15 protein-coding genes, 1 tRNA gene and 1 pseudogene are annotated in these 20,095 nt (G+C 43.4%); 14 read left to right on the forward strand and 3 right to left on the reverse strand.

Features of this window, described 5'->3' with window-relative positions; all coding sequences use genetic code 11:
* Window positions 1–174 precede the first annotated feature (174 nt).
* Window positions 175–429: a hypothetical protein gene (locus QA442_RS06130; protein WP_014665153.1), complete on the forward strand. Its 255-nt coding sequence runs from the start codon at window positions 175–177 to the stop codon at window positions 427–429.
* A 13-nt stretch (window positions 430–442) separates the two neighbouring features.
* Here QA442_RS06130 and QA442_RS06135 read toward each other — a convergent pair whose 3' ends face one another.
* Window positions 443–1,180, reverse strand: a complete 738-nt coding sequence (locus QA442_RS06135) for a protein-glutamine gamma-glutamyltransferase (RefSeq protein WP_014665152.1) — start codon at window positions 1,178–1,180, stop codon at window positions 443–445.
* Window positions 1,181–1,338: 158 nt separating this feature from the next.
* Between QA442_RS06135 and mcpB the strand changes: the two genes are divergently transcribed.
* The 10 genes and pseudogenes from mcpB (at window position 1,339) to rhaA (ending at window position 15,848) form a co-directional block, all read left to right on the forward strand.
* Window positions 1,339–3,327, forward strand: coding sequence for a methyl-accepting chemotaxis protein McpB (gene mcpB / locus QA442_RS06140; protein WP_095431788.1), 1,989 nt, complete (start codon window positions 1,339–1,341; stop codon window positions 3,325–3,327).
* Between the two features lie 176 nt (window positions 3,328–3,503).
* Window positions 3,504–5,501: a methyl-accepting chemotaxis protein TlpA gene (tlpA, locus tag QA442_RS06145; protein WP_095431787.1), complete on the forward strand. Its 1,998-nt coding sequence runs from the start codon at window positions 3,504–3,506 to the stop codon at window positions 5,499–5,501.
* 266 nt (window positions 5,502–5,767) lie between these two features.
* Window positions 5,768–6,616 (forward strand): annotated as a pseudogene (mcpA, locus tag QA442_RS22195) (methyl-accepting chemotaxis protein); the annotation flags it as partial.
* 42 nt (window positions 6,617–6,658) lie between these two features.
* On the forward strand, window positions 6,659–7,609 hold the full coding sequence (locus QA442_RS22200) for a methyl-accepting chemotaxis protein (RefSeq protein ID WP_423856556.1): 951 nt from the start codon (window positions 6,659–6,661) through the stop codon (window positions 7,607–7,609).
* Between the two features lie 112 nt (window positions 7,610–7,721).
* Window positions 7,722–9,710 carry a methyl-accepting chemotaxis protein gene (locus tag QA442_RS06155; protein ID WP_071582503.1) on the forward strand — a complete coding sequence of 663 codons (1,989 nt, stop codon included), beginning with the start codon at window positions 7,722–7,724 and terminating at the stop codon, window positions 9,708–9,710.
* 139 nt (window positions 9,711–9,849) lie between these two features.
* The gene (locus QA442_RS06160) at window positions 9,850–11,919 is read left to right on the forward strand and encodes a bifunctional aldolase/short-chain dehydrogenase (RefSeq protein WP_095431786.1); all 2,070 of its coding nucleotides are present in this window, start codon (window positions 9,850–9,852) and stop codon (window positions 11,917–11,919) included.
* 57 nt (window positions 11,920–11,976) lie between these two features.
* Window positions 11,977–12,753 (forward strand): rhamnose catabolism operon transcriptional regulator RhaR, encoded by a 777-nt coding sequence (gene rhaR, locus QA442_RS06165; RefSeq protein ID WP_095431785.1) that lies wholly within the window; start codon window positions 11,977–11,979, stop codon window positions 12,751–12,753.
* Window positions 12,754–12,757: 4 nt separating this feature from the next.
* The gene (rhaB, locus tag QA442_RS06170) at window positions 12,758–14,215 is read left to right on the forward strand and encodes a rhamnulokinase (RefSeq protein ID WP_095431784.1); all 1,458 of its coding nucleotides are present in this window, start codon (window positions 12,758–12,760) and stop codon (window positions 14,213–14,215) included.
* A gap of 17 nt (window positions 14,216–14,232) precedes the next feature.
* Window positions 14,233–14,547 carry an L-rhamnose mutarotase gene (gene rhaM, locus QA442_RS06175; protein ID WP_041521411.1) on the forward strand — a complete coding sequence of 105 codons (315 nt, stop codon included), beginning with the start codon at window positions 14,233–14,235 and terminating at the stop codon, window positions 14,545–14,547.
* A 26-nt stretch (window positions 14,548–14,573) separates the two neighbouring features.
* Window positions 14,574–15,848 carry an L-rhamnose isomerase gene (rhaA, locus tag QA442_RS06180; protein WP_095431783.1) on the forward strand — a complete coding sequence of 425 codons (1,275 nt, stop codon included), beginning with the start codon at window positions 14,574–14,576 and terminating at the stop codon, window positions 15,846–15,848.
* 40 nt (window positions 15,849–15,888) lie between these two features.
* On the opposite strand, the gene iolU is transcribed toward rhaA, so the two are convergent.
* Entirely contained in the window at window positions 15,889–16,875 is a 987-nt protein-coding gene (iolU, locus tag QA442_RS06185; RefSeq protein WP_095431782.1) for a scyllo-inositol 2-dehydrogenase, read from the reverse strand.
* A 181-nt stretch (window positions 16,876–17,056) separates the two neighbouring features.
* On the opposite strand from iolU, the gene QA442_RS06190 reads away from it, so the two are divergent.
* The 3 genes from QA442_RS06190 (at window position 17,057) to QA442_RS06200 (ending at window position 19,325) form a co-directional block, all read left to right on the forward strand.
* On the forward strand, window positions 17,057–18,223 hold the full coding sequence (locus QA442_RS06190; protein ID WP_095431781.1) for an AI-2E family transporter: 1,167 nt from the start codon (window positions 17,057–17,059) through the stop codon (window positions 18,221–18,223).
* A 92-nt stretch (window positions 18,224–18,315) separates the two neighbouring features.
* The gene (locus QA442_RS06195; protein WP_095431780.1) at window positions 18,316–19,146 is read left to right on the forward strand and encodes an undecaprenyl-diphosphate phosphatase; all 831 of its coding nucleotides are present in this window, start codon (window positions 18,316–18,318) and stop codon (window positions 19,144–19,146) included.
* 106 nt (window positions 19,147–19,252) lie between these two features.
* Window positions 19,253–19,325 (forward strand) — tRNA-Ala (locus QA442_RS06200).
* 90 nt (window positions 19,326–19,415) lie between these two features.
* Here the strand turns inward: QA442_RS06200 and cdoA are convergent.
* Complete coding sequence (gene cdoA, locus QA442_RS06205) at window positions 19,416–19,901, reverse strand: cysteine dioxygenase (protein WP_095431779.1); 486 nt, start codon at window positions 19,899–19,901, stop codon at window positions 19,416–19,418.
* Between the last annotated feature and the right edge of the window lie 194 nt (window positions 19,902–20,095).

Below are 20,095 nucleotides of genomic sequence, written 5' to 3' on the forward strand. Positions count from 1 at the left end.
TCTCACGTAATGAAGGCGCGCTTGACATTCGAATATCTCAGTCCCGGCATCTCAAAAAGCAAATCCAGTTTTAGATTTAAAAAATTGAAGGGAGCAGACACGGATGCTTTACGGGCCTGCTGACGTGAAGACACTGTTTTGCGAATGTAACTTGATAAAACTGAGGTGACAGATATGAACATTCTTCAATACTCTTATAAAAAAAGAGGGAAAATTGAGTTTGTATTTGAAGGCTGGCCTCACTCAAAAGTTACAATGGCTCCAATCAAAGGCTACTATTTTGTCCGCTTTATCAAATGGAGCAGCCTAGATCCAATCGTGACAAGAAATGACCTTGAAAAAATGGAGTGGGCTGCGAACCAATATTTAGGCACAGCCCCTTTCTATCGAAAACGGAAGGCATTTGAAACCCCATCGTCCCGAAAATAGGCGATGGGGCTTTTTAGCGGACGATGCGGAAAAGAGACGGAACATCCAGTCTGGTCGCCTGAGACAGAAGATAGGCTGACTGTAAGGCTCCTCTTCTCCTAAATGAATTCAGCTTATCAATAATTTGCTGTCCGTTTAAGATTCCAAGACCATGGGCAAAATATTTATCCTCCCCCAGTAAAATCACATTTTCGCCTCTCCATTGGGCTTTTTGCGGATCAAATTCAGGATTCTTAAAATACAAACAATCACCAAGGAAAAAATGATGTCCTGTTTCTGTATATATCGGCAGTTTCTCATAATGCCAATCATATAAAATAATTCTGTCAAAGCTGGCATCGAATTTGTCTTCCCCGATTGTATCGATTAAGGCCAAGTAATAAATAACAACGATTGCGGTTGCGCATTCAAATGCGTAAAAAGGGCCGTTCTCTGCAATGTCCCGAATCGCTTTTGAAGGCGGCATTCTGTATTTCAGCTCCAAGGCGCCCTCTGGTGAAACCCTCCAATACGCTGTATTTCCGTATGTTTTCAAAAAAGTGGCAAACTTCGCCCCGCTTTTGTGCAGTGTCTTTGCCGCTGCGACAATATTCATCCGCAGTTTCAGCTCAAACATCAGTTCAGCAATTGAATGATAATCGAACTGAACAGGCGTCTCAATCATTTCTTTTAAGAGCGGATTCAGATTTTGATCAATCTGCCAATTTTCAATATCCTGGGGACGGAGCAATTGTCCTGATACAATAATCATGATTAGCCCCCCTTGTTTTTTATAAGATATGCAAAGGGCTTGGGCAATGAAAGCTAAAAAGACTGAAGACTGCCAAAAAGAACTTCTTCCATTTTTTATTTTAAAACTTTTTTAAGCAGCCGATATATACTGTATCAAACCTGAAGGAGCAAGTAGACATGAAGACTTTTATCAATTGGCTGAAGAAACCGTCTATTTCAAAGAAATTAATCGTCTCATTTATTGCGATTCTCATTATCCCTATTCTGATATTAGAATTTAGTTCTTACCGAAGCGCCAGCGGAAAGCTGGATGAGGAAATGATGGGGAATGCGAAAAACAGTGTCGATACATTTAATACAACCGTTACAAATGATCTGGGAGAAAAAGCGAAAGCAGTTACCTTTTTCAGTGAATCTCTTAAAAGATCCGCATTCAAAGGAAAATCGAATCAAGAAGAGATCAAAGCTAAATTTTCACAATACGTATCTATTAATCAAGGCGTAGCCAGAATTTATGGAGGCGCAGATAACGGCACTTACGTACAAGCGCCAAAAGAGACATTGCCGGACGGATACGACCCTAGACAACGCCCCTGGTACCAGGATGCGATGAAGGCCGGCGGTGAAATTGTCGTGACAGATCCTTACGTGGCTGCGAGTGACGGAAGCATGGTCATTACCATTGCACAAGAGCTGAAGGACGGATCAGGCGTTGTCGCCATGGATATTACCATTGATAAATTGTTAGAACAGATGAAACAAATCAAGGTCGGAAAAGAAGGCTATGCTTTCATTGCAACAAAAAACAAAACCTACGTCGCACACAAGAACCATAAGGCTGGAGAAAAGCTGTCAGGCGACTGGGTAGCCAAAATGTATGCGAATGACAGCGGTGAGCTCAAGTACACTCTGAATAACGAAGATAAAAAGCTGACCTATACTACAAATGAACTGACTGGTTGGAAAATAGCCGGCACTATGTATATGGATGAAATTAAGGATGCCTCAAAGTCTGTGCTGGTAACGGGCATGATCGTGCTGATTGCCTCCATTGTGGCAGGCGGGATTTTAATTCTGTTTATTGTTCGTTCGATTACAAAACCGTTAAAACGTCTTGTTCAATCATCGAAAACGATCAGCAGAGGGGATCTGACCGAAACGATCGAAATTCATTCAAAGGATGAGCTAGGGGAGCTAGGAGAAAGCTTCAACGAAATGGGACAATCCCTCCGCTCTCTAATCAGCGCAATTCAGGACTCGGTGAACAATGTGGCCGCATCTTCCGAACAGCTTACCGCATCTGCCGGACAGACGAGTAAAGCCACCGAGCATATTACGATGGCGATTGAGCAGTTCTCAAACGGAAACGAAGAGCAAAGCGAAAAGGTTGAATCCAGCTCTCATCAGTTGAACTTAATGAATGAAGGACTCCAGCAAGTCTCGCAAACATCGTCAGATATTACAAAGGCGTCTATCCAATCAACGGAAATCGCCGGAACAGGTGAAAAGTTTGTGCAGCAGACAGTCGGCCAAATGAACTCGATTAATCAATCTGTTCAGCAGGCTGAAGCTGTAGTCAAAGGCTTAGAAGGAAAATCAAAAGACATTACAAGCATTTTGAGAGTCATCAACGGCATCGCTGACCAAACAAATTTGCTTGCACTAAACGCGGCTATTGAAGCGGCGCGTGCCGGAGAGTCAGGCCGCGGTTTCTCTGTCGTAGCGGAGGAAGTGCGCAAGCTGGCTGTTCAATCAGCCGATTCAGCAAAAGAAATCGAAAAGCTGATCCAAGAAATCGTCGCAGAGATTGAAACCTCCCTTCACATGTTTAAAGAGGTTAATCAAGAAGTGCAATCCGGACTTGTTGTCACAGACAATACAAAAGAAAGCTTCAAGAGCATTTTCAGCATGACAAACGAAATCGCGGGCAAGCTGCAGACGATGAATTCCACCGTCGAGCAGCTGTCAGGCCGTTCACAGCACGTTTCAGCAGCAGTCAGCGGCATTGCAGACGTGTCGAAAGAAAGCTCGGCAAGCATCCAGGACATTGCCGCATCAGCTGAGGAACAGCTTGCTTCCATGGAGGAAATCAGTTCATCAGCAACCACTCTTGCGCAGATGGCAGAAGAGCTTCGCGATCTGACGAAACAATTTAAAATTGAGTAAAGCCGAAAAACAGCGCTGATGAAGGCGCTGTTTTTTTATGCAGAAAACATTAACAAAGTCCTAGTTTATTCGGTGAGTTTTGAACTATTTTTCATTTTTTCCTCTATTTTCAATGTAATTTAAAGGAAGATATGTCGATATAATTTGTAAATTATTGAAAGAAGGTTCAAAAGGAAATGAAAAAAACACTTACCACTATTCGCAGATCATCAATTGCAAGGAGACTTATCATTTCTTTCCTGCTGATCTTAATTGTCCCGATAACCGCCCTTTCGGTAAGCGCTTATCAATCAGCAGTTTCCTCACTTGATGTACAGATGACGCAAAGCGCCAAGGAAAATGTTCAAATATTAGATCACATTATTGATGATAAAATCAGAACGACTGAAAAGAGCCTCGCGTATTTTAGCGATTGGGCGACGGCAGATAAGTTTCAGGATAAAAAGAAAACAGAGCTGAAACAGGAATTTAAACAATTTATCCAAATGAATGATAATGTCGCTGCGGTATTTTCCAGCAGCAAAGACGGGGAATTCACACGTTATCCGTACGCTGACATGCCAAGTGACTTTAATGCTTTGGAAAGAGATTGGTACAAAGAAGCAATGGCCAATAAAGGCAAAACAATTGTCACTGAGCCTTATGAATCGATTTCATCAGGAAAAATGGTCGTCACCATCGCCCGTCAAACAGTGGATGGATCAGGCGTTGTCGCCATTGATATGAAAATTGATGACTTAGTCACTACCGCGAAAGGAATCAATATCGGAAAAGAAGGCTATGCTTTTATTTTGAACCAAAACAAGAAAGTCATCGCCTACTCCGGAGAAAAAGCGGGAACAGAGCTAAAAGGGGACTGGGTTGATAAGCTCTACAAGGATAAAAGCGGGGACTTTGAATATACGTACAAAGGCAAAAAGAAAAAAATGGCATTTGCAACAAGCGAAACAACAGGCTGGAAAATCAGCGGCACGATGTATGCAAACGAGATTCACGATGCTGCAAGCAGGGTTCTGATCATGGCTTCAATCGTTCTGGCGATTGCTATCGGAGCTGGAATGACGGCGATTTATTTTGTGATTCGATCCATCACAAAGCCATTGAGACGCATTGTCGCATCCGCTGAAAAAATTAGTGAAGGTGATCTAACCGAAACGATTGAAATCAATTCAAAAGATGAACTCGGCGTTCTGAGCGAGAGCTTCAATCATATGGCACACTCGCTTCGCTCGCTCATTCACGGAATCAAAGACTCAGTAGAACACGTTGCCTCATCGTCCGAAGAGCTGACTGCATCGGCAGACCAGACAAGCAAAGCCACTGAGCACATTACGATGGCTATCGAGCAATTTTCAAACGGGAGCGAAAGCCAAAGCGAGAAAATAGAAACGACAACTGAACAAATTAATGAAATGAATGACGGATTGGCAGAGCTGGCGCGGGCGGCCGCAGTGATTACAGAGACATCAGCAGATTCAACCGAAGTGTCAAGTAAAGGGGAGACACTCGTCCAGAAAACAGCCGGCCAAATGAACACAATTGACCATTCTGTAAAAGCAGCGGAACAAGTGGTGAAAGGGCTGGAGATCAAATCAAAGGATATCACAAATATTTTGCGTGTTATCAACGGTATTGCGGATCAAACCAATCTTTTGGCCTTAAATGCCGCTATTGAAGCTGCCAGAGCGGGTGAATATGGCCGGGGCTTCTCAGTCGTCGCTGAGGAAGTGAGAAAGCTCGCGGTACAGTCGGCTGACTCGGCAAAAGAAATTGAATCGCTGATCAGTGAAATAGTAAAAGAAGTCCACACATCATTGAACGTGCTTCAGTCCGTAAACAAAGAAGTTGAAACAGGGCTTGTCATGACGGACGAAACAAAGCAGAGCTTCAAACATATCTCGCAAATGACCAATCAGATTGCTTCCGAGCTGCAAAACATGAATGCGACGGTTGAGGAGCTGTCGGCGGGAGCACAAGAAATTTCCGCAGCTTCAAATGATATCACAGCCATTTCTAAGGCAAGCTCGGACGGTATCCAAGATATCGCCGCTTCAGCTGAGGAACAGCTGGCATCCATGGAGGAGATCAGCTCATCAGCACTGACGCTTGAAAGAATGTCTGAAGAACTCCGTGATCTGACAAAACGATTTAAGGTAGATGCAGATAAAGAATAGGTCTAAAAGACTATCTATTTATGGGAATTTAGTTACTTTTGTTGAATTTCTTCTTTTTTGCTGTATATATTTACCCATTTCCAGCCGATATGAAGGGTAGCATAAAAAAGGAGAAATGAATGATGAAAAAAATACTCCAACTCATAAAACAAAGATCAATTACACGGAAGCTTCTCGTTTCCTTTCTGTCGATCCTCATCATACCGGTTGTCATATTGGCGATCTTTGCGTATCAATCGGCTAGCAGCTCGCTCGACAGACAGATGATGGGGAGCGCATTAGAAAATGTACAGCAATTAAACGAAATCATTAACACCAGCATCGGCGAAAAAGAAAACAGCGCTGCTTACTTCAGCGAATGGCTGACAAAAGAGAGATATAAAGCAAAAAGCAATGCAAGCATTGAAGAGAAATTCTCACAATATATCAGCATTAATAAAGATGTAGAGTCCATTTATACTAGTGACGAAAACGGGCGATTTACCCGTTACCCGGATCTCCCGATGCCGAGCGGCTACAATCCGGTTGAACGCGACTGGTACAAAAAAGCGGTTGCGAATAAAGGAAAAGTCGTTGTGACAGATCCTTATAAAACCGCGTCTACAAATACGATGGTTGTGACAATCGCCCAGCAGACAAAAGATGGTTCAGGCGTTATCGCAATCAACATGACCATTGAAAATCTGTTGAAAACAACCAAAAAAGTCAACATCGGCACACAAGGCTATGCATTTATCATGACGAAGGACAAAAAAGTTGTCGCTCATCCAAATGAAAAATCAGGAACTGAATTAAAAGGCGACTGGCTTGATAAGATGCTGAATGCTGATAAAGGCGATTTTCAATACACCATGGACGGCGATAAGAAAAAAATGGCCTTTGATACAAACAAGTTAACGGGATGGAAGATCGGCGGCACCATGTATTTAGACGAAATCCACGAGGCGGCCCAGCCTGTTCTTCACCTTGCTTTAATTGTCTTGGCCGCAGCTATTATCATAGGAATTATCGTCATGACTTTGATCATTCGGTCGATTACAACACCGCTGAAACAGCTTGTCGGTTCCTCTAAGCGGATCAGCGAGGGAGATTTGACAGAAACCATTGATATTCGTTCAAAAGATGAATTGGGCGAGCTCGGCAAAAGCTTTAACAATATGGCGTCGTCACTTCGTTCTCTCATACACGCCATCCAGGATTCGGTAGACAATGTTGCTGCTTCCTCTGAGGAGCTGACCGCATCAGCTGCGCAAACGAGCAAGGCAACAGAGCATATTAAATTGGCGATTGAACAATTTTCTAACGGCAATGAAAAACAAAACGAAAATATTGAAACGGCAGCAGAGCATATTTATCAAATGAATGACGGGTTGACGAATATGGCTCAAGCTTCTGAAGTCATCACAGATTCATCTGTTCAATCGACAGAAATTGCAAGTGAAGGCGGCAAGCTTGTTCACCAAACCGTCGGCCAAATGAACGTCATTGACAAGTCCGTTAAAGAAGCGGAGCAAGTTGTACGCGGATTGGAAACGAAATCGAAAGACATTACAAACATTTTGCGTGTGATTAACGGCATCGCAGACCAGACAAACCTGCTTGCTTTAAATGCGGCAATTGAAGCAGCCCGTGCAGGCGAGTACGGCCGAGGCTTCTCTGTTGTAGCGGAAGAAGTAAGAAAACTGGCAGTACAGTCAGCAGATTCAGCAAAAGAGATTGAAGGATTAATCATCGAAATTGTGAAGGAAATTAATACATCTCTCGGCATGTTCCAGTCTGTCAATCAAGAGGTGCAGACAGGACTTGATATCACAGATAAAACAGAAATGAGCTTTAAGCGCATTTCTGAAATGACGAACCAAATCGCCGGCGAACTGCAAAATATGAGTGCGACGGTTCAGCAGCTTTCTGCCAGCTCCGAGGAAGTATCGGGAGCGTCTGAGCATATTGCATCGATTTCCAAAGAAAGCTCAGCACATATTCAAGATATCGCTGCGTCAGCTGAAGAGCAGCTTGCTTCCATGGAAGAAATCAGCTCGTCTGCAGAAACCCTTTCGTCTATGGCGGAAGAGCTTCGCGATATGACTAACCGATTCAAAATCGAATAATAAGCCTTAACACCCAAGCATGTTGCGCTTGGGTGTTTTTTTTAGTTTTTTTATTAAACCTTTTATCCTAGTTGACGATATTAGATTTAGCTTAAAGGAGGAGTCAACAGGAATGGGAAAATTCATACAATGGATCAAACAGCCATCGATCAGCAAACCGCTAATCGCTGCGTTTCTGGCAGTGCTTATTTTGCCGGTTGGGGTTCTAGCATATTTCAGTTATCAATCAGCTTGGAACGCACTGGACAGGGAACTAACCAATAGTGCAGTGGGAAACGTTGAAGAACTCAATAGCACCCTGCAAAACAAATTGAATAATAAAGTGAAAGCAATAGATTATTATAGTGAGACAATCGATAAAGACCTATTGCTAGGCAAAAACAAAACCTTACTGAAAGAGAAATTTAAGCAGTACACGACACTTAACGACGATGTAGGCGCGATCTATGCTGCTTCAGGAGATAAGAAGCTTTACAAATATCCGGACAGCGGTGTTCCGAAAGGCTTCGATCCGACAGGACGTGACTGGTACAAACAGGCCGTTGCGGAAAAAGGACAGGCTGTTTTCTCAGAACCGTATACTGATGAAGCAACAGGGAATACCGTTGTCACAATTTCAAAACAATTACAAGACGGGTCAGGGGTTATAGCGCTTGATTTAAACCTGGATGAGGTGCTTACTGCATCACAGAGAATCAAAATCGGTAAAGAAGGCTATGCATTTATTACGACAGGCAACAAAAAATATATCGCCCATCCGACGATTAAGCCTGGGACAACCGGCTCCGGCGATTGGACAAACCAAGTATATTCCAAAAATGACGGCTCCTTTGAATATACATTCGAAGGCAAAGAAAAGAAAATGGCCTTTACGACAAATAAATTAACTGGCTGGAAAATCGCGGGCACTTATTTTGTCAGTGAATTGCAAGATGCTTCAAGCCCGGTACTGAACACTGCGGTTATCATTCTATGCGTGTCTATTGTAATCGGCGGCATACTCATACTCTATATTATTCGTGCCATCACCAAGCCATTAAGAAAACTTGTCATAACGTCTGCAAAAATCAGCAGCGGTGATCTCACAGAAGTCATTGATATTCACTCGAAAAACGAGTTTGGCCAGCTTGGCGAGAGCTTTAATGAAATGTCTGCATCATTGCGTTCTGTAATCGGCGTTATTCAAACGTCTGTCGAAAACGTCGCCTCATCTTCTGAGGAACTGACGGCAAGCGCGGCCCAAACGAGTAAGGCAACTGAACATATTACACTCGCCATCGAACAGTTCTCAGATGGCAACGAGGCGCAAAGCGAGAAACTGGAAACAAGTTCAAACCACCTTTCTCAAATGAATCACGGGATTTCAAAAGTGGCACAAGCCTCTTCAACCATTACGAAATCATCGATTCAGTCCTCTGAGGCAGCGGGCAGCGGCGAGAAACTGGTGGAACACACAGTCGGCCAAATGAAAACAATCGACCAATCCGTTCAACAAGCGGAAGCGGTTGTGAAGGGCCTTGAAACAAAATCGCAAGACATCAACAGCATCTTGAATGTGATTAATGGCATCGCTGATCAAACCAACCTGCTGGCATTAAATGCTGCGATTGAGGCGGCAAGAGCGGGAGAATACGGAAGAGGCTTCTCAGTAGTTGCGGAAGAGGTCAGAAAACTTGCCGTGCAATCAGCAGACTCCGCCAAGGAAATTGAAGGATTAATCCAAGAGATTGTCAGAGAAATCAGCACTTCCCTTTCGATGTTCCAATCTGTGAATCATGAAGTGAAGGAAGGCTTGCAGATTACTGACAAAACAGCGGAAAGCTTTAAACAGATCTATGAAATGACAACCCAAATTTCCGGCGAATTGCAAAACTTGAACGCGACGGTTGAACAACTATCAGCCGGATCACATGAAGTGTCAAGTGCTGTTGAAGACATTTCTGCAGTGGCGAAAGAAAGCTCAGCAGGCATTCAGGATATCGCAGCTTCGGCGGAAGAACAGCTTGCGTCCATGGAAGAAATCAGCTCTTCAGCGGAAACGTTGGCAAACATGGCGGAAGAACTTCAGGACATTACGAAAAAATTTAAAATTGAATCATAATGAAACGAGAAAGCGGCATATTCTGCTGCTTTCTTTTTTTTTAATGAAAACAAAAATAAACAAAAATAATTCAAAAACAAACGAAGATAATATATAATGAAAACGGATACAAATAAAAGGGTATGGAGGAATATCAAATATGGTGAAGCATATATGGGATTCAGACCGAGCTGCAAAGCTGCCTAAAGGTGTAGAGGAACTGGTGTACAGGTCCAATTTGATCGGGTCAGACCGCACTGTTTGCAACTGGGGCGGGGGGAATACATCTATGAAAACAATGGAAAAGGATTTTAGAGGCCGTGAAATAGAAGTCATGTGGGTAAAAGGAAGCGGTTCAGATTTGGCAACAATGAAAGCGCATAACTTTACCGGTTTGAAATTAGATGATATCCGCCCGCTGATTGAAAGGGACAAAATGTCAGATGAAGAAATGGTAGATTACCTGTCTCATTGTATGATTGACAGCAAACATCCCCGCCCTTCAATTGAAACACTATTACACGCTTTTCTGCCATACAAGCATGTTGACCATACCCATCCAGATGCGATTATCAGCATATGCTGCGCAGATAATGGAAAACAGGTCGCTGAAGACATTTACGGAAACCGGTTTGTATGGGTGCCATACGTCCGCCCTGGATTTGCTTTGTCTAAAATAATCGCTGAAGGCGTAGCGAACAACCCTCACGCCGAGCTTGTGTTAATGGAGAAACATGGCTTAGTCACTTGGGGAGAGACGACTGAAACATGTTATCAAAAAACGATATCCATCATTCAAGAAGCCGAGCAGTATATTAACGACCGTATCAATCAGCATGAGGTATTCGGAGGCAAAAGATATCAGCCGCTGCCGGAAGATCGCAGAAAACAAATATTGGCTGAGATCATGCCTGTGATCAGAGGAACTGTAAGTGAAGAAAAGAAACAGATCCTTTCCTATGATGATCATGACGACGTCTTGGAATTTGTAAACAGTGTTCAAGCGCCAGCACTTTCGCAAATCGGTGCGGCATGCCCGGATCACCTTGTTCACACAAAAAGGGTTCCGCTGTACATTGATTGGAATCCGGAAACTCAAGATGTTCACAAGCTTGCGGATCTGATCAAGTCAGGAGTCGAGCGCTTTACGTCAGAGTATCAGGCTTACTTTACACGCAATCAGCAGGATGGGGATCAAATCTTTGAATCCGCTCCGCGGGTGATATTGATTCCTGGAATCGGAACGGTGAATACAGGAAAAAGCTATACCATGTCTAAAGTAAGCGGGGCCTTATATCGGAGGGCCATCGCCGTTATGAAAGGAGCAACAGCTCTGGGGCAATTTGTTTCTTTAAATGAAAATGAATCCTACCATGTCGAATATTGGCCGCTCGAACTATATAAACTTACGCTTGCCCCGCCGGAAGCAGAATTTTCCCGTAAAGTAGCGCTGATAACCGGAGGGGCTGGCGGAATCGGCAGTGCAGCATGCCGCCGATTTGCAGCTGAGGGAGGGCACGTAATCGCAGCTGATCTGAATATAGAAGGTGCACAGAAAATTGCCGGGGAAATAAACGATGCGTACGGAGAAGGGCGTGCAATGGCTATCAAAATGGATGTGACAAAGGAAAAAGACGTACAGTCAGCTTTTGAACAAGCGGCACTAGCTTACGGCGGCATTGATATCGTCATCAATAATGCCGGGCTGGCCACATCAAGCCCATTTGACGAAACAAGTCTAAAAGAATGGAATCTTAATATGAATGTTTTAGGAACAGGCTATTTCCTTGTAGCCCGTGAAGCGTTTAAACAGATGAAACAGCAAAATAGAGGCGGAAGCATGGTATTTGTCGGATCGAAAAATTCGGTTTATGCGGGGAAAAACGCCTCTGCCTACAGCTCGGTTAAGGCGCTTGAAACCCATTTAGCAAGATGCATTGCTGCAGAAGGCGGAGAATTCGGCATTAGGGTCAACTCCGTTTTGCCGGACGCGGTTCTTCAAGGATCGGCAATCTGGGGTTCAAGCTGGCGCGAGGAACGAGCCGCGGCGTACGGGATTGAACCGGATCAGCTGGAAGAACATTACCGGAAACGGACTGCATTGCTCGTCAATATTTACCCGGAGGATATTGCCGAAGCCATTGCATTTTTCGCTTCTTCTAAAGCCGAAAAAACAACGGGCTGCATGATTACGGTAGACGGCGGCGTCCCTGTTGCTTTTACGCGTTAGAAATATGCTATGATAAAAAATATAAGATGGACTACGATATGAGGAAGGGCGTTACTGATGCTAGTAGCAGAACGGCAGCAAAAAATAGTGGAAATAGTGAATGCGCGTTCAAGCATCCGCGTTGCCGAATTAAGTGACATATTTTCAGTTACAGAGGAAACCATTCGGCGTGATCTTGAAAAGCTTGAAAAAGAACATAAACTGAGCCGGAGTCATGGAGGAGCGGTCAGTATTCAGCAGAAGGAATCAGAAATTCATTTTTCTGAACGGGAAATCACAAATGTCATCGAAAAAAAAGCCATTGCTCACGAAGCGGCCAAATATGTAAAAAGCGGAGACCGAATTATTCTCGATGCAAGCACAACCGCCTGGTACATGGCGAAAATACTCCCTGACATTGAGCTCACCGTGATTACAAATTCAATGAAAGCAGCCATTGAATTCAGCAATAAAAAAAACATATCAGTCATTTCAACAGGCGGCATTTTGCTGGAAAAATCATTATCATTTGCCGGCCCGTTAGCAGAACGTTCACTTGAGACCTATCATGTCAATAAAACCTTTCTGTCATGTAAGGGATTTGATGTAAACAACGGGATGAGTGACTCAAATGAGTGGCAGGCGCTGCTCAAAAAACGGATGATTGAAAGGTCGGACCAGACCATTTTGATGGCCGATTCAAGCAAATGGGGGAACCGCGAGTTTTCACATATCGCCTCGCTGCAAGATGTCAGCCGCGTTATTACAGATTCTGGACTTGATCCAGCATCGGTAAAAGCTCTTGAGGACAAAAAGGTGAAAGTGACAGCTGTTCCTCTTCCGAAGAGAGGGTGAAAGAATGATTTATACTGCCATTGATATAGGCGCATCAAGCGGGAGAATCATGGTAGGTGAACTAAAGGAAGGGAAGCTTGACATACAAGAGATTCACAGATTTGCTAACGGTTTTAGTCAAAGAGACGGGCATTGCTTTTGGAATATTGATCATCTGCTAAAACAAATCCTGCAAGGACTGCAAAAAGTAAAAACGCTTGGATATGAACACTGCACCGTTGGCATCGATACATGGGCAGTTGATTACGTCTTGCTGGATGAAAAAGGAAATCGATTGCGCGAAGCAATATCCTATCGTGATAGAAGAACAGATCATACAATAGACAAACTGGAGCATACCCTCTCGAAGGCTAAAATTTATCAAAAAACAGGAATACAATTTCAGCCTTTCAACACGATCTATCAATTGTATGAAGAAGACCGTGAGCTGCTGAAAAAGACAGATAAAATTGTGATGGTTCCTGATTATTTAGGCTATTGTTTAACCGGAAAAGCTGTAACAGAAATCACGAATGCGTCCACAACACAGCTTTTAAACGTCTCAACGGGAAAGTTTGATCCTGAATTGCTTGAAGCCGTGTCTGTTTACGAACAGCAATTTGCCCCGTTGACTGAACCGGGGTATGAGCTCGGGAAGCTAAGAAATGACTGGTTCCCGGATTATGATCTCCCGGCGTGCAAGGTGATGACAGTCGCAACACATGATACGGCCTCGGCCGTCATCGCGGCGCCTGGTGTAAGTGATGGCTGGGCGTATATCAGCAGCGGAACATGGTCGTTAATCGGTGTTGAAAACAAAACACCGATAATAACTGATCTGGCTTTGAAAAACAACTATACAAATGAACGCGGCGCAAACAACACCATTCGCTTTCTCAAAAACATTATCGGCATGTGGGTGATACAAGAAGTAAGACAGCAGTTACAAGCAGATTACTCTTTCCAGCAGCTTGCAGAAGAAGCCGAAAAAACAGAACCATTCCAGCAATTTATAAACTTAAATGATAAACGCTTCCTCAATCCAGAAAACATGATAATGGAAATACAGCATTATTGCAGAGAAACCCGCCAAAAGATTCCCCGCGCTGCAGGCGAACTTGCCTGCTGCATCTACAGCAATTTAGCCATCATCTATGCGATAGCCATCAAAGAACTCGAAACGATCACAGAAAAAACGATCGATCAGTTTCATATCATCGGCGGCGGAGCCCGGAACGATTTCTTAAATCAATTAACGGCAGACATGAGCGGAAAAGCGGTATACGCAGGACCAGTAGAGGCAACCGCCATAGGAAATCTGCTGATGCAAATGATTGCTGCCAAAGAAGTCAAAGACATGAAAGAAGCCCGGCAAGTCGTCAGAAATTCCTTTCCGATCAAAGTGTTTACACCCAAAGACATTGACAGAAGCACGATCATTCAGTCATTTCAGCAAACTGTTTTGAAAGCGCTATCTAAATAATGAAGAGGTGACAAAGCTTGAAAAGAAAAGCCAGTATCATGTTTGTCCATCAAGACAAGTACGAAGAATACAAGCAGCGGCATGATGACATTTGGCCTGAGATGGCAGAAGCACTCAAAGCTCATGGAGCCCACCATTATTCCATTTTTCTAGATGAGGAAACAGGCCGGCTTTTTGCATATTTAGAAATAGAGGATGAAGGGAAATGGAGAAAGATGGCGGACACGGAAGTTTGCCGGAGATGGTGGAAAACGATGGCGCCCTTAATGAAAACAAATTCGGATTTCAGTCCTGTTTCGATAGATCTAAAGGAAGTTTTTTATTTGGATTAAAAAACTGAAATAAGGGAGAGAGCTGCATGACCATAAAAGCCAATTATGACAGTGCAAAACAGGCATATGAAAAATGGGGAATTGATGTTGAAGAGGCGCTTCGGCAATTAGAGCAAGTGCCCATTTCAATCCACTGCTGGCAGGGTGACGACATTGAAGGCTTTGAAGTAAATAAGAGCGAGCTTTCAGGCGGAATTGATGTGACCGGCAATTATCCCGGAAAAGCGCAAACGCCTGAAGAATTAAGAAGAGATTTGGAGAAGGCTCTTTCTCTCATTCCCGGAAAGCACCGTGTGAACCTGCATGCGATTTACGCAGAAACTAACGGGGAAGAGACAGCACGTGACGAATTGAAGCCGCAGCATTTTGAAAACTGGGTGAAATGGGCAAAAGATTTAGGGCTAGGTTTAGATTTCAATCCGACCTTGTTTTCGCATGAGAAAGCGGCTGATGGACTCACCCTTTCACACCCTGATCCGGATATCAGAGAATTTTGGATCAGGCATTGCATCGCGTGCCGCCGTATCGGAGAATACTTCGGGAAAGAATTAGGCACCCCTTGCTTGACGAATATTTGGATTCCCGACGGCTATAAGGATGTCCCGAGTGACAGGCTGACACCGCGTAGAAGATTAAAAGAATCACTGGATCAGATTTTCGCAGAAGAGATCAGTGAACAACACAATCTCGATTCAGTTGAAAGCAAGCTGTTCGGGCTTGGTTCTGAATCATATGTTGTCGGATCTCATGAATTTTATTTCGCCTATGCTCTGACGAATCATAAGCTTTGTTTACTTGATACAGGCCATTTTCATCCGACTGAGACGGTATCAAACAAGATCTCGTCCATGCTGCTATATACAGACAAGCTTGCTTTGCACGTATCTCGTCCAGTTCGCTGGGACAGCGACCATGTAGTGGTTTTGGATGATGAATTGAGAGAAATCGCTCTTGAAATTGTACGTAATCAGGCTCTTGAGAAGGTCGCTATCGGCCTGGATTTTTTCGATGCCAGCATTAACCGTGTAGCGGCTTGGACCATCGGAACGAGAAATATGATCAAAGCTTTATTGTATGCCTTGCTCCTCCCGACCGGCTATTTAAAACAATTGCAGGAAGAGGGCCGCTATACAGAAAGGCTGGCGCTGATGGAGGAATTCAAAACATATCCTTTCGGAGCCATCTGGGATTCCTACTGTGAACAAATGGGCGTGCCGGTAAAAGAGGCATGGCTGCATGACATCAAAGAGTATGAACAAGAGGTGCTTTTAAAAAGGAAGGCGTCTTCTCCGATTGCCTAATAAAAAATCCGCCGCGTCATTTGTACGCGGGCGGATTTTTTTAAGCATGATCAGCAGGGTACACAATCCCCATTTGCTTTCTTGCTTCTTCCATAATTTTTGCAGTGGTCAAAGACCGTTCAAATGTATTTTCTTCCGATTCCTGCTTATTCTCTTTTATGAGCGTGACAAATTCTTCTGCTTCGTAGAACATCGCCGGTTTAGGGTCAGGGATCGCAATGTTTTCAAGGCGGCCGTCGCGGTAGCGGATTTCAACACGTTCAGGCCGGTGAATCGTATCAATTACAATCGTTCCGTCTTCACCCTGGATTTCCGCCGGGGCATAGGAAGTAGAGATTTTAGAATGCATCAGAACAGCTTCGAACCCATCGTAAGACAGAATGACAGTTCCCTCTCCGTCCACTCCGGAAGACAAAGCATATCCGTTTGCTTTTACATCCTTTGGCTCGCCAAACAGCACAACAGCCGGATAAATACAATAGACGCCAATATCCATTAATGACCCATTGGAAAGCTCAGGCTGAAACGCATTCAAAACAGTTCCGTTTCTGAACGCGTCATACCGTGAGGAGTATTGACAGTAGCTTGCGGTAAATCTGCGGACAGTGCCGATTTTATGCAGGTGTTTTTTCAGCTCTTTGAAATTCGGCAGGAAAGTGGTCTTCATCGCTTCCATGAGGACAACGCCGTTTGCCTTAGCCGCTGAGATCATCTCTTCTGTTTCTCTTGTATTTGAAGCAAACGGCTTCTCACAAAGCACATGCTTGCCGTGGTTCATAAAGAGTACGGCTTGTTCCTTGTGAAGAGCGTTCGGGCTGGCTATGTATACGGCATCAAAACAATTGGTCTCCGCCATTTCCTGAAGGTCTGAGAAGGTATGCGCAGCATTGTGTTTAGCAGCAAACTCAGCAGCGCGTTCAGCCGATCTTGAATAAACAGCAGTCAGCTGAAAATCTTCTATATCCGCTGCTGACTCAAGAAAGCGGTCTGTAATCCAGTTGGTTCCTATTATTGCAAAACGTATCACTCGTATCGCTCCTTTTGCATGATATAGCTAAATTATAGCTTAAAAAGAACAAAATCACATGATAGATGTAACTAGAATGTGACAACAGAGAAAGCTTTTCCAGCAATTAACGGTTATTATTTTTCATTATAGGGACGATAGTGTACAATTTAACTAAACTATGTATGACGGAGGAACGATAGTGGAGACGTTGCAAACATGGAGCGGCAGATTCAAGCGATTCTTCTTGGACAATAAGTTTGTTTTATTTTTGCTTGTGCTGCTGCTGATTGGTTTAAATATTCTTGTATTTACAAAAACATCATTTATTTTCACCCCGATTATTGTTCTGCTCAAAACAATTTCACTTCCGATTATTTTGACAGGCATTGTTTTTTATCTGTTAAATCCAGTTGTCGATTTCCTGGAGAGAAGAAGAATAAGAAGAATCTATTCTATATTGCTGTTATATCTATTGATTATCGGGCTGATCACGATCACGATCGTGTCCATCATCCCCTTTTTAAAAGAACAAATTATGAGTTTGATTGACAATATCCCGAGATATGTCGACGTCGTAGAAGACCAAACGAAACAGCTGATTGGCAGCAACTTCGTCAATCAGGCCCAGCAAACGATGAACATTAATATATCTGATCTCGCGACAAAGGTTTCGGACCAGGCAGCGACAATCGTAAACAGCACCTTTACCGGTGTTGGGAATTTTATCGGCGCGCTGACTGAGATTATCATTTCGATCGTCACGGTTCCGTTTATTCTTTTCTATTTGCTAAAAGACGGAAAAAAATTACCGGTCTACATACTGAAGTTTGTGCCGACTCGATTGAAAGAACAGACATATACAGTCTTAAGTGAAATGAATCATCGGTTAAGTTCTTATATCAGAGGCCAGATCATTGTCAGCTTCTGTATCGGGTTTTTGCTGTTTATCGGTTATTTGATTATCGGCCTTGATTATGCTTCATTGCTCGCAGTCATTGCGGCTTGTACAAGCATTGTTCCATATTTAGGGCCAACGATTGCCATCACGCCTGCAATTATCATCGCCATAGTGACATCGCCGCTCATGCTGCTTAAGCTGGTGATCGTTTGGACCATTGTTCAGCTGATTGAAGGGAAGCTGATCTCTCCGCAAATTATGGGGAAAAACCTTCACATCCACCCGATCACGATTATATTTCTGCTGTTAACAGCCGGCAAACTGTTTGGTGTTGTTGGAATCATTCTTGCCATTCCGGGCTATGCAGTCGTCAAAGTCATTACAACACATTTATTTGACTGGTTTAAAATGCGGTCACATTTATACGACGAAGAAAAAAATGAAAATATGCCGGGTCATAAAGTGTGATTTTCGTTTATAGTTATATAAGACGGGCTTTCCATTTATGGGAAGCTCCCGTTATGTAAAAAAATAAATGTCTAATGGGGAGAATCAAAATCATGACTCTATGGGAATTGTTTGTAGCCGCCATTTTAGGAATCGTAGAAGGATTAACAGAGTACGCGCCGGTTTCTTCGACAGGACATATGATCATAGTAGACGACATCTGGCTTAAATCAAGTAATCTGATGTCAGAAGAAGCTGCTAATTCATTCAAAGTAGTTATTCAGCTAGGATCCATTTTAGCAGTAGCTATCGTGTTTAAAGACCGAATTTTAAATTTACTCGGCTTGAAAAAAAATATTACAAGCGACCAGAAGCAGGGACATAAATTAAGCATTGCCCAAATTGCTGTCGGGCTCGTTCCAGCTGCTGTTCTCGGCTTTTTGTTTGAAGATTACATTGATGAATATTTATTTTCCGTTAAAACTGTGGCCTTCGGTTTAATCGCCGGGGCAGTCCTGATGCTTTTTGCTGACTGGGTAAATAAGCGGAAAGCAGCGACAGACACCCTCGACCGCATTTCCTATAAACAGGCGATAGCAGTCGGCTTATTCCAATGTCTTGCCCTTTGGCCGGGTTTCTCACGTTCAGGTTCAACCATTTCCGGAGGTGTTATTCTCGGGTTAAACCACCGAGCGGCAGCCGATTTTACGTTTATTATGGCGATGCCGATCATGATGGGAGCAAGTTTTCTGAGCCTTGTGAAACATTGGGACAGCTTAAGCTCGGATTTGATGCCGTTTTTCATCGTCGGCTTTATCTGTGCCTTTGTTGTCGCGTTGTTTGTCGTCCGTTTCTTCTTAAGACTGATTAATAAAATCAAACTCGTCCCATTTGCAATCTATCGAATTATTCTCGGTGTGATTTTACTTTTAATCATGATGTAAGTCGAAAAATAAGGCTCATCCCGAGCCTTATTTTTTCTGTCAATTCAAGAGGAAACAGCTTGTTTTTCAAAAAAAAATCATCTATAATAAACATGACGTTACATACGGGGCCATAGCTCAGCTGGGAGAGCGCTACGCTGGCAGCGTAGAGGTCAGGGGTTCGAGCCCCCTTGGCTCCATACCTGTAAACCCTTATTCGATAAGGGTTTTTTTGTTTTGAGAAAAAGGTTCATTCTCTGAATCCTCCAGTTGAACAGTTCATCTGTCAATCATGAATTTTCCAAGACCCCCCTTTGTTCTTCAAAGACCGTCATGTCTTTCAAAGGGGGGGAGTAGACATGAAGAGATACCATTCGTTCGGACGCCGGATTGGACATTTTGTGAATTAAACCTTTAGTTGAAATAAGGCATTCTCCTTCGTGGACAAAGTATGAATTGGAGAGTTCTGCGTGTTCGCCGGTTGAGCGATAGATAGAATTAAGGAGTTTTCCTTCTAGCACCATTGCACAACCAATAGATTGGCCATGATCGTGGACGGTTGTCTCCTCGTTAGGCGGAATGTGAATTACGATAATCTCCAAATCATTGTTTCGATAGATGGCATTTCGGCCGTAGGCGTACTGGTCTGGCTCCTTAATATACGGTTGACTCAATTGTGCTGCGTTTGGAATTTGTTTTAATGATGCTGCTAAATCTTTAACCGATGGATTTTTCAAGCCGCCAAAAATATCTTGGATACACTCATACAGTTCCATTCGTTTTGCCTCCCGGAAAAAATAAAAATTTCCTAACATTGGTATTTCACAGATTAATTCATGGTATTTACCTATATACAAATTAGAGGCGGCAAACGCCCAGTGAACACAAAAAAATGTGCGGTCAACACGTTGGCTTATCACCAACCTATTCGAGCTTATTAGTTGGAATAGGGGGATGAAAGGATTCAAGC

The sequence above is a fragment of the Bacillus stercoris genome, assembly GCF_029772985.1.
Classification (GTDB): domain Bacteria; phylum Bacillota; class Bacilli; order Bacillales; family Bacillaceae; genus Bacillus; species Bacillus stercoris.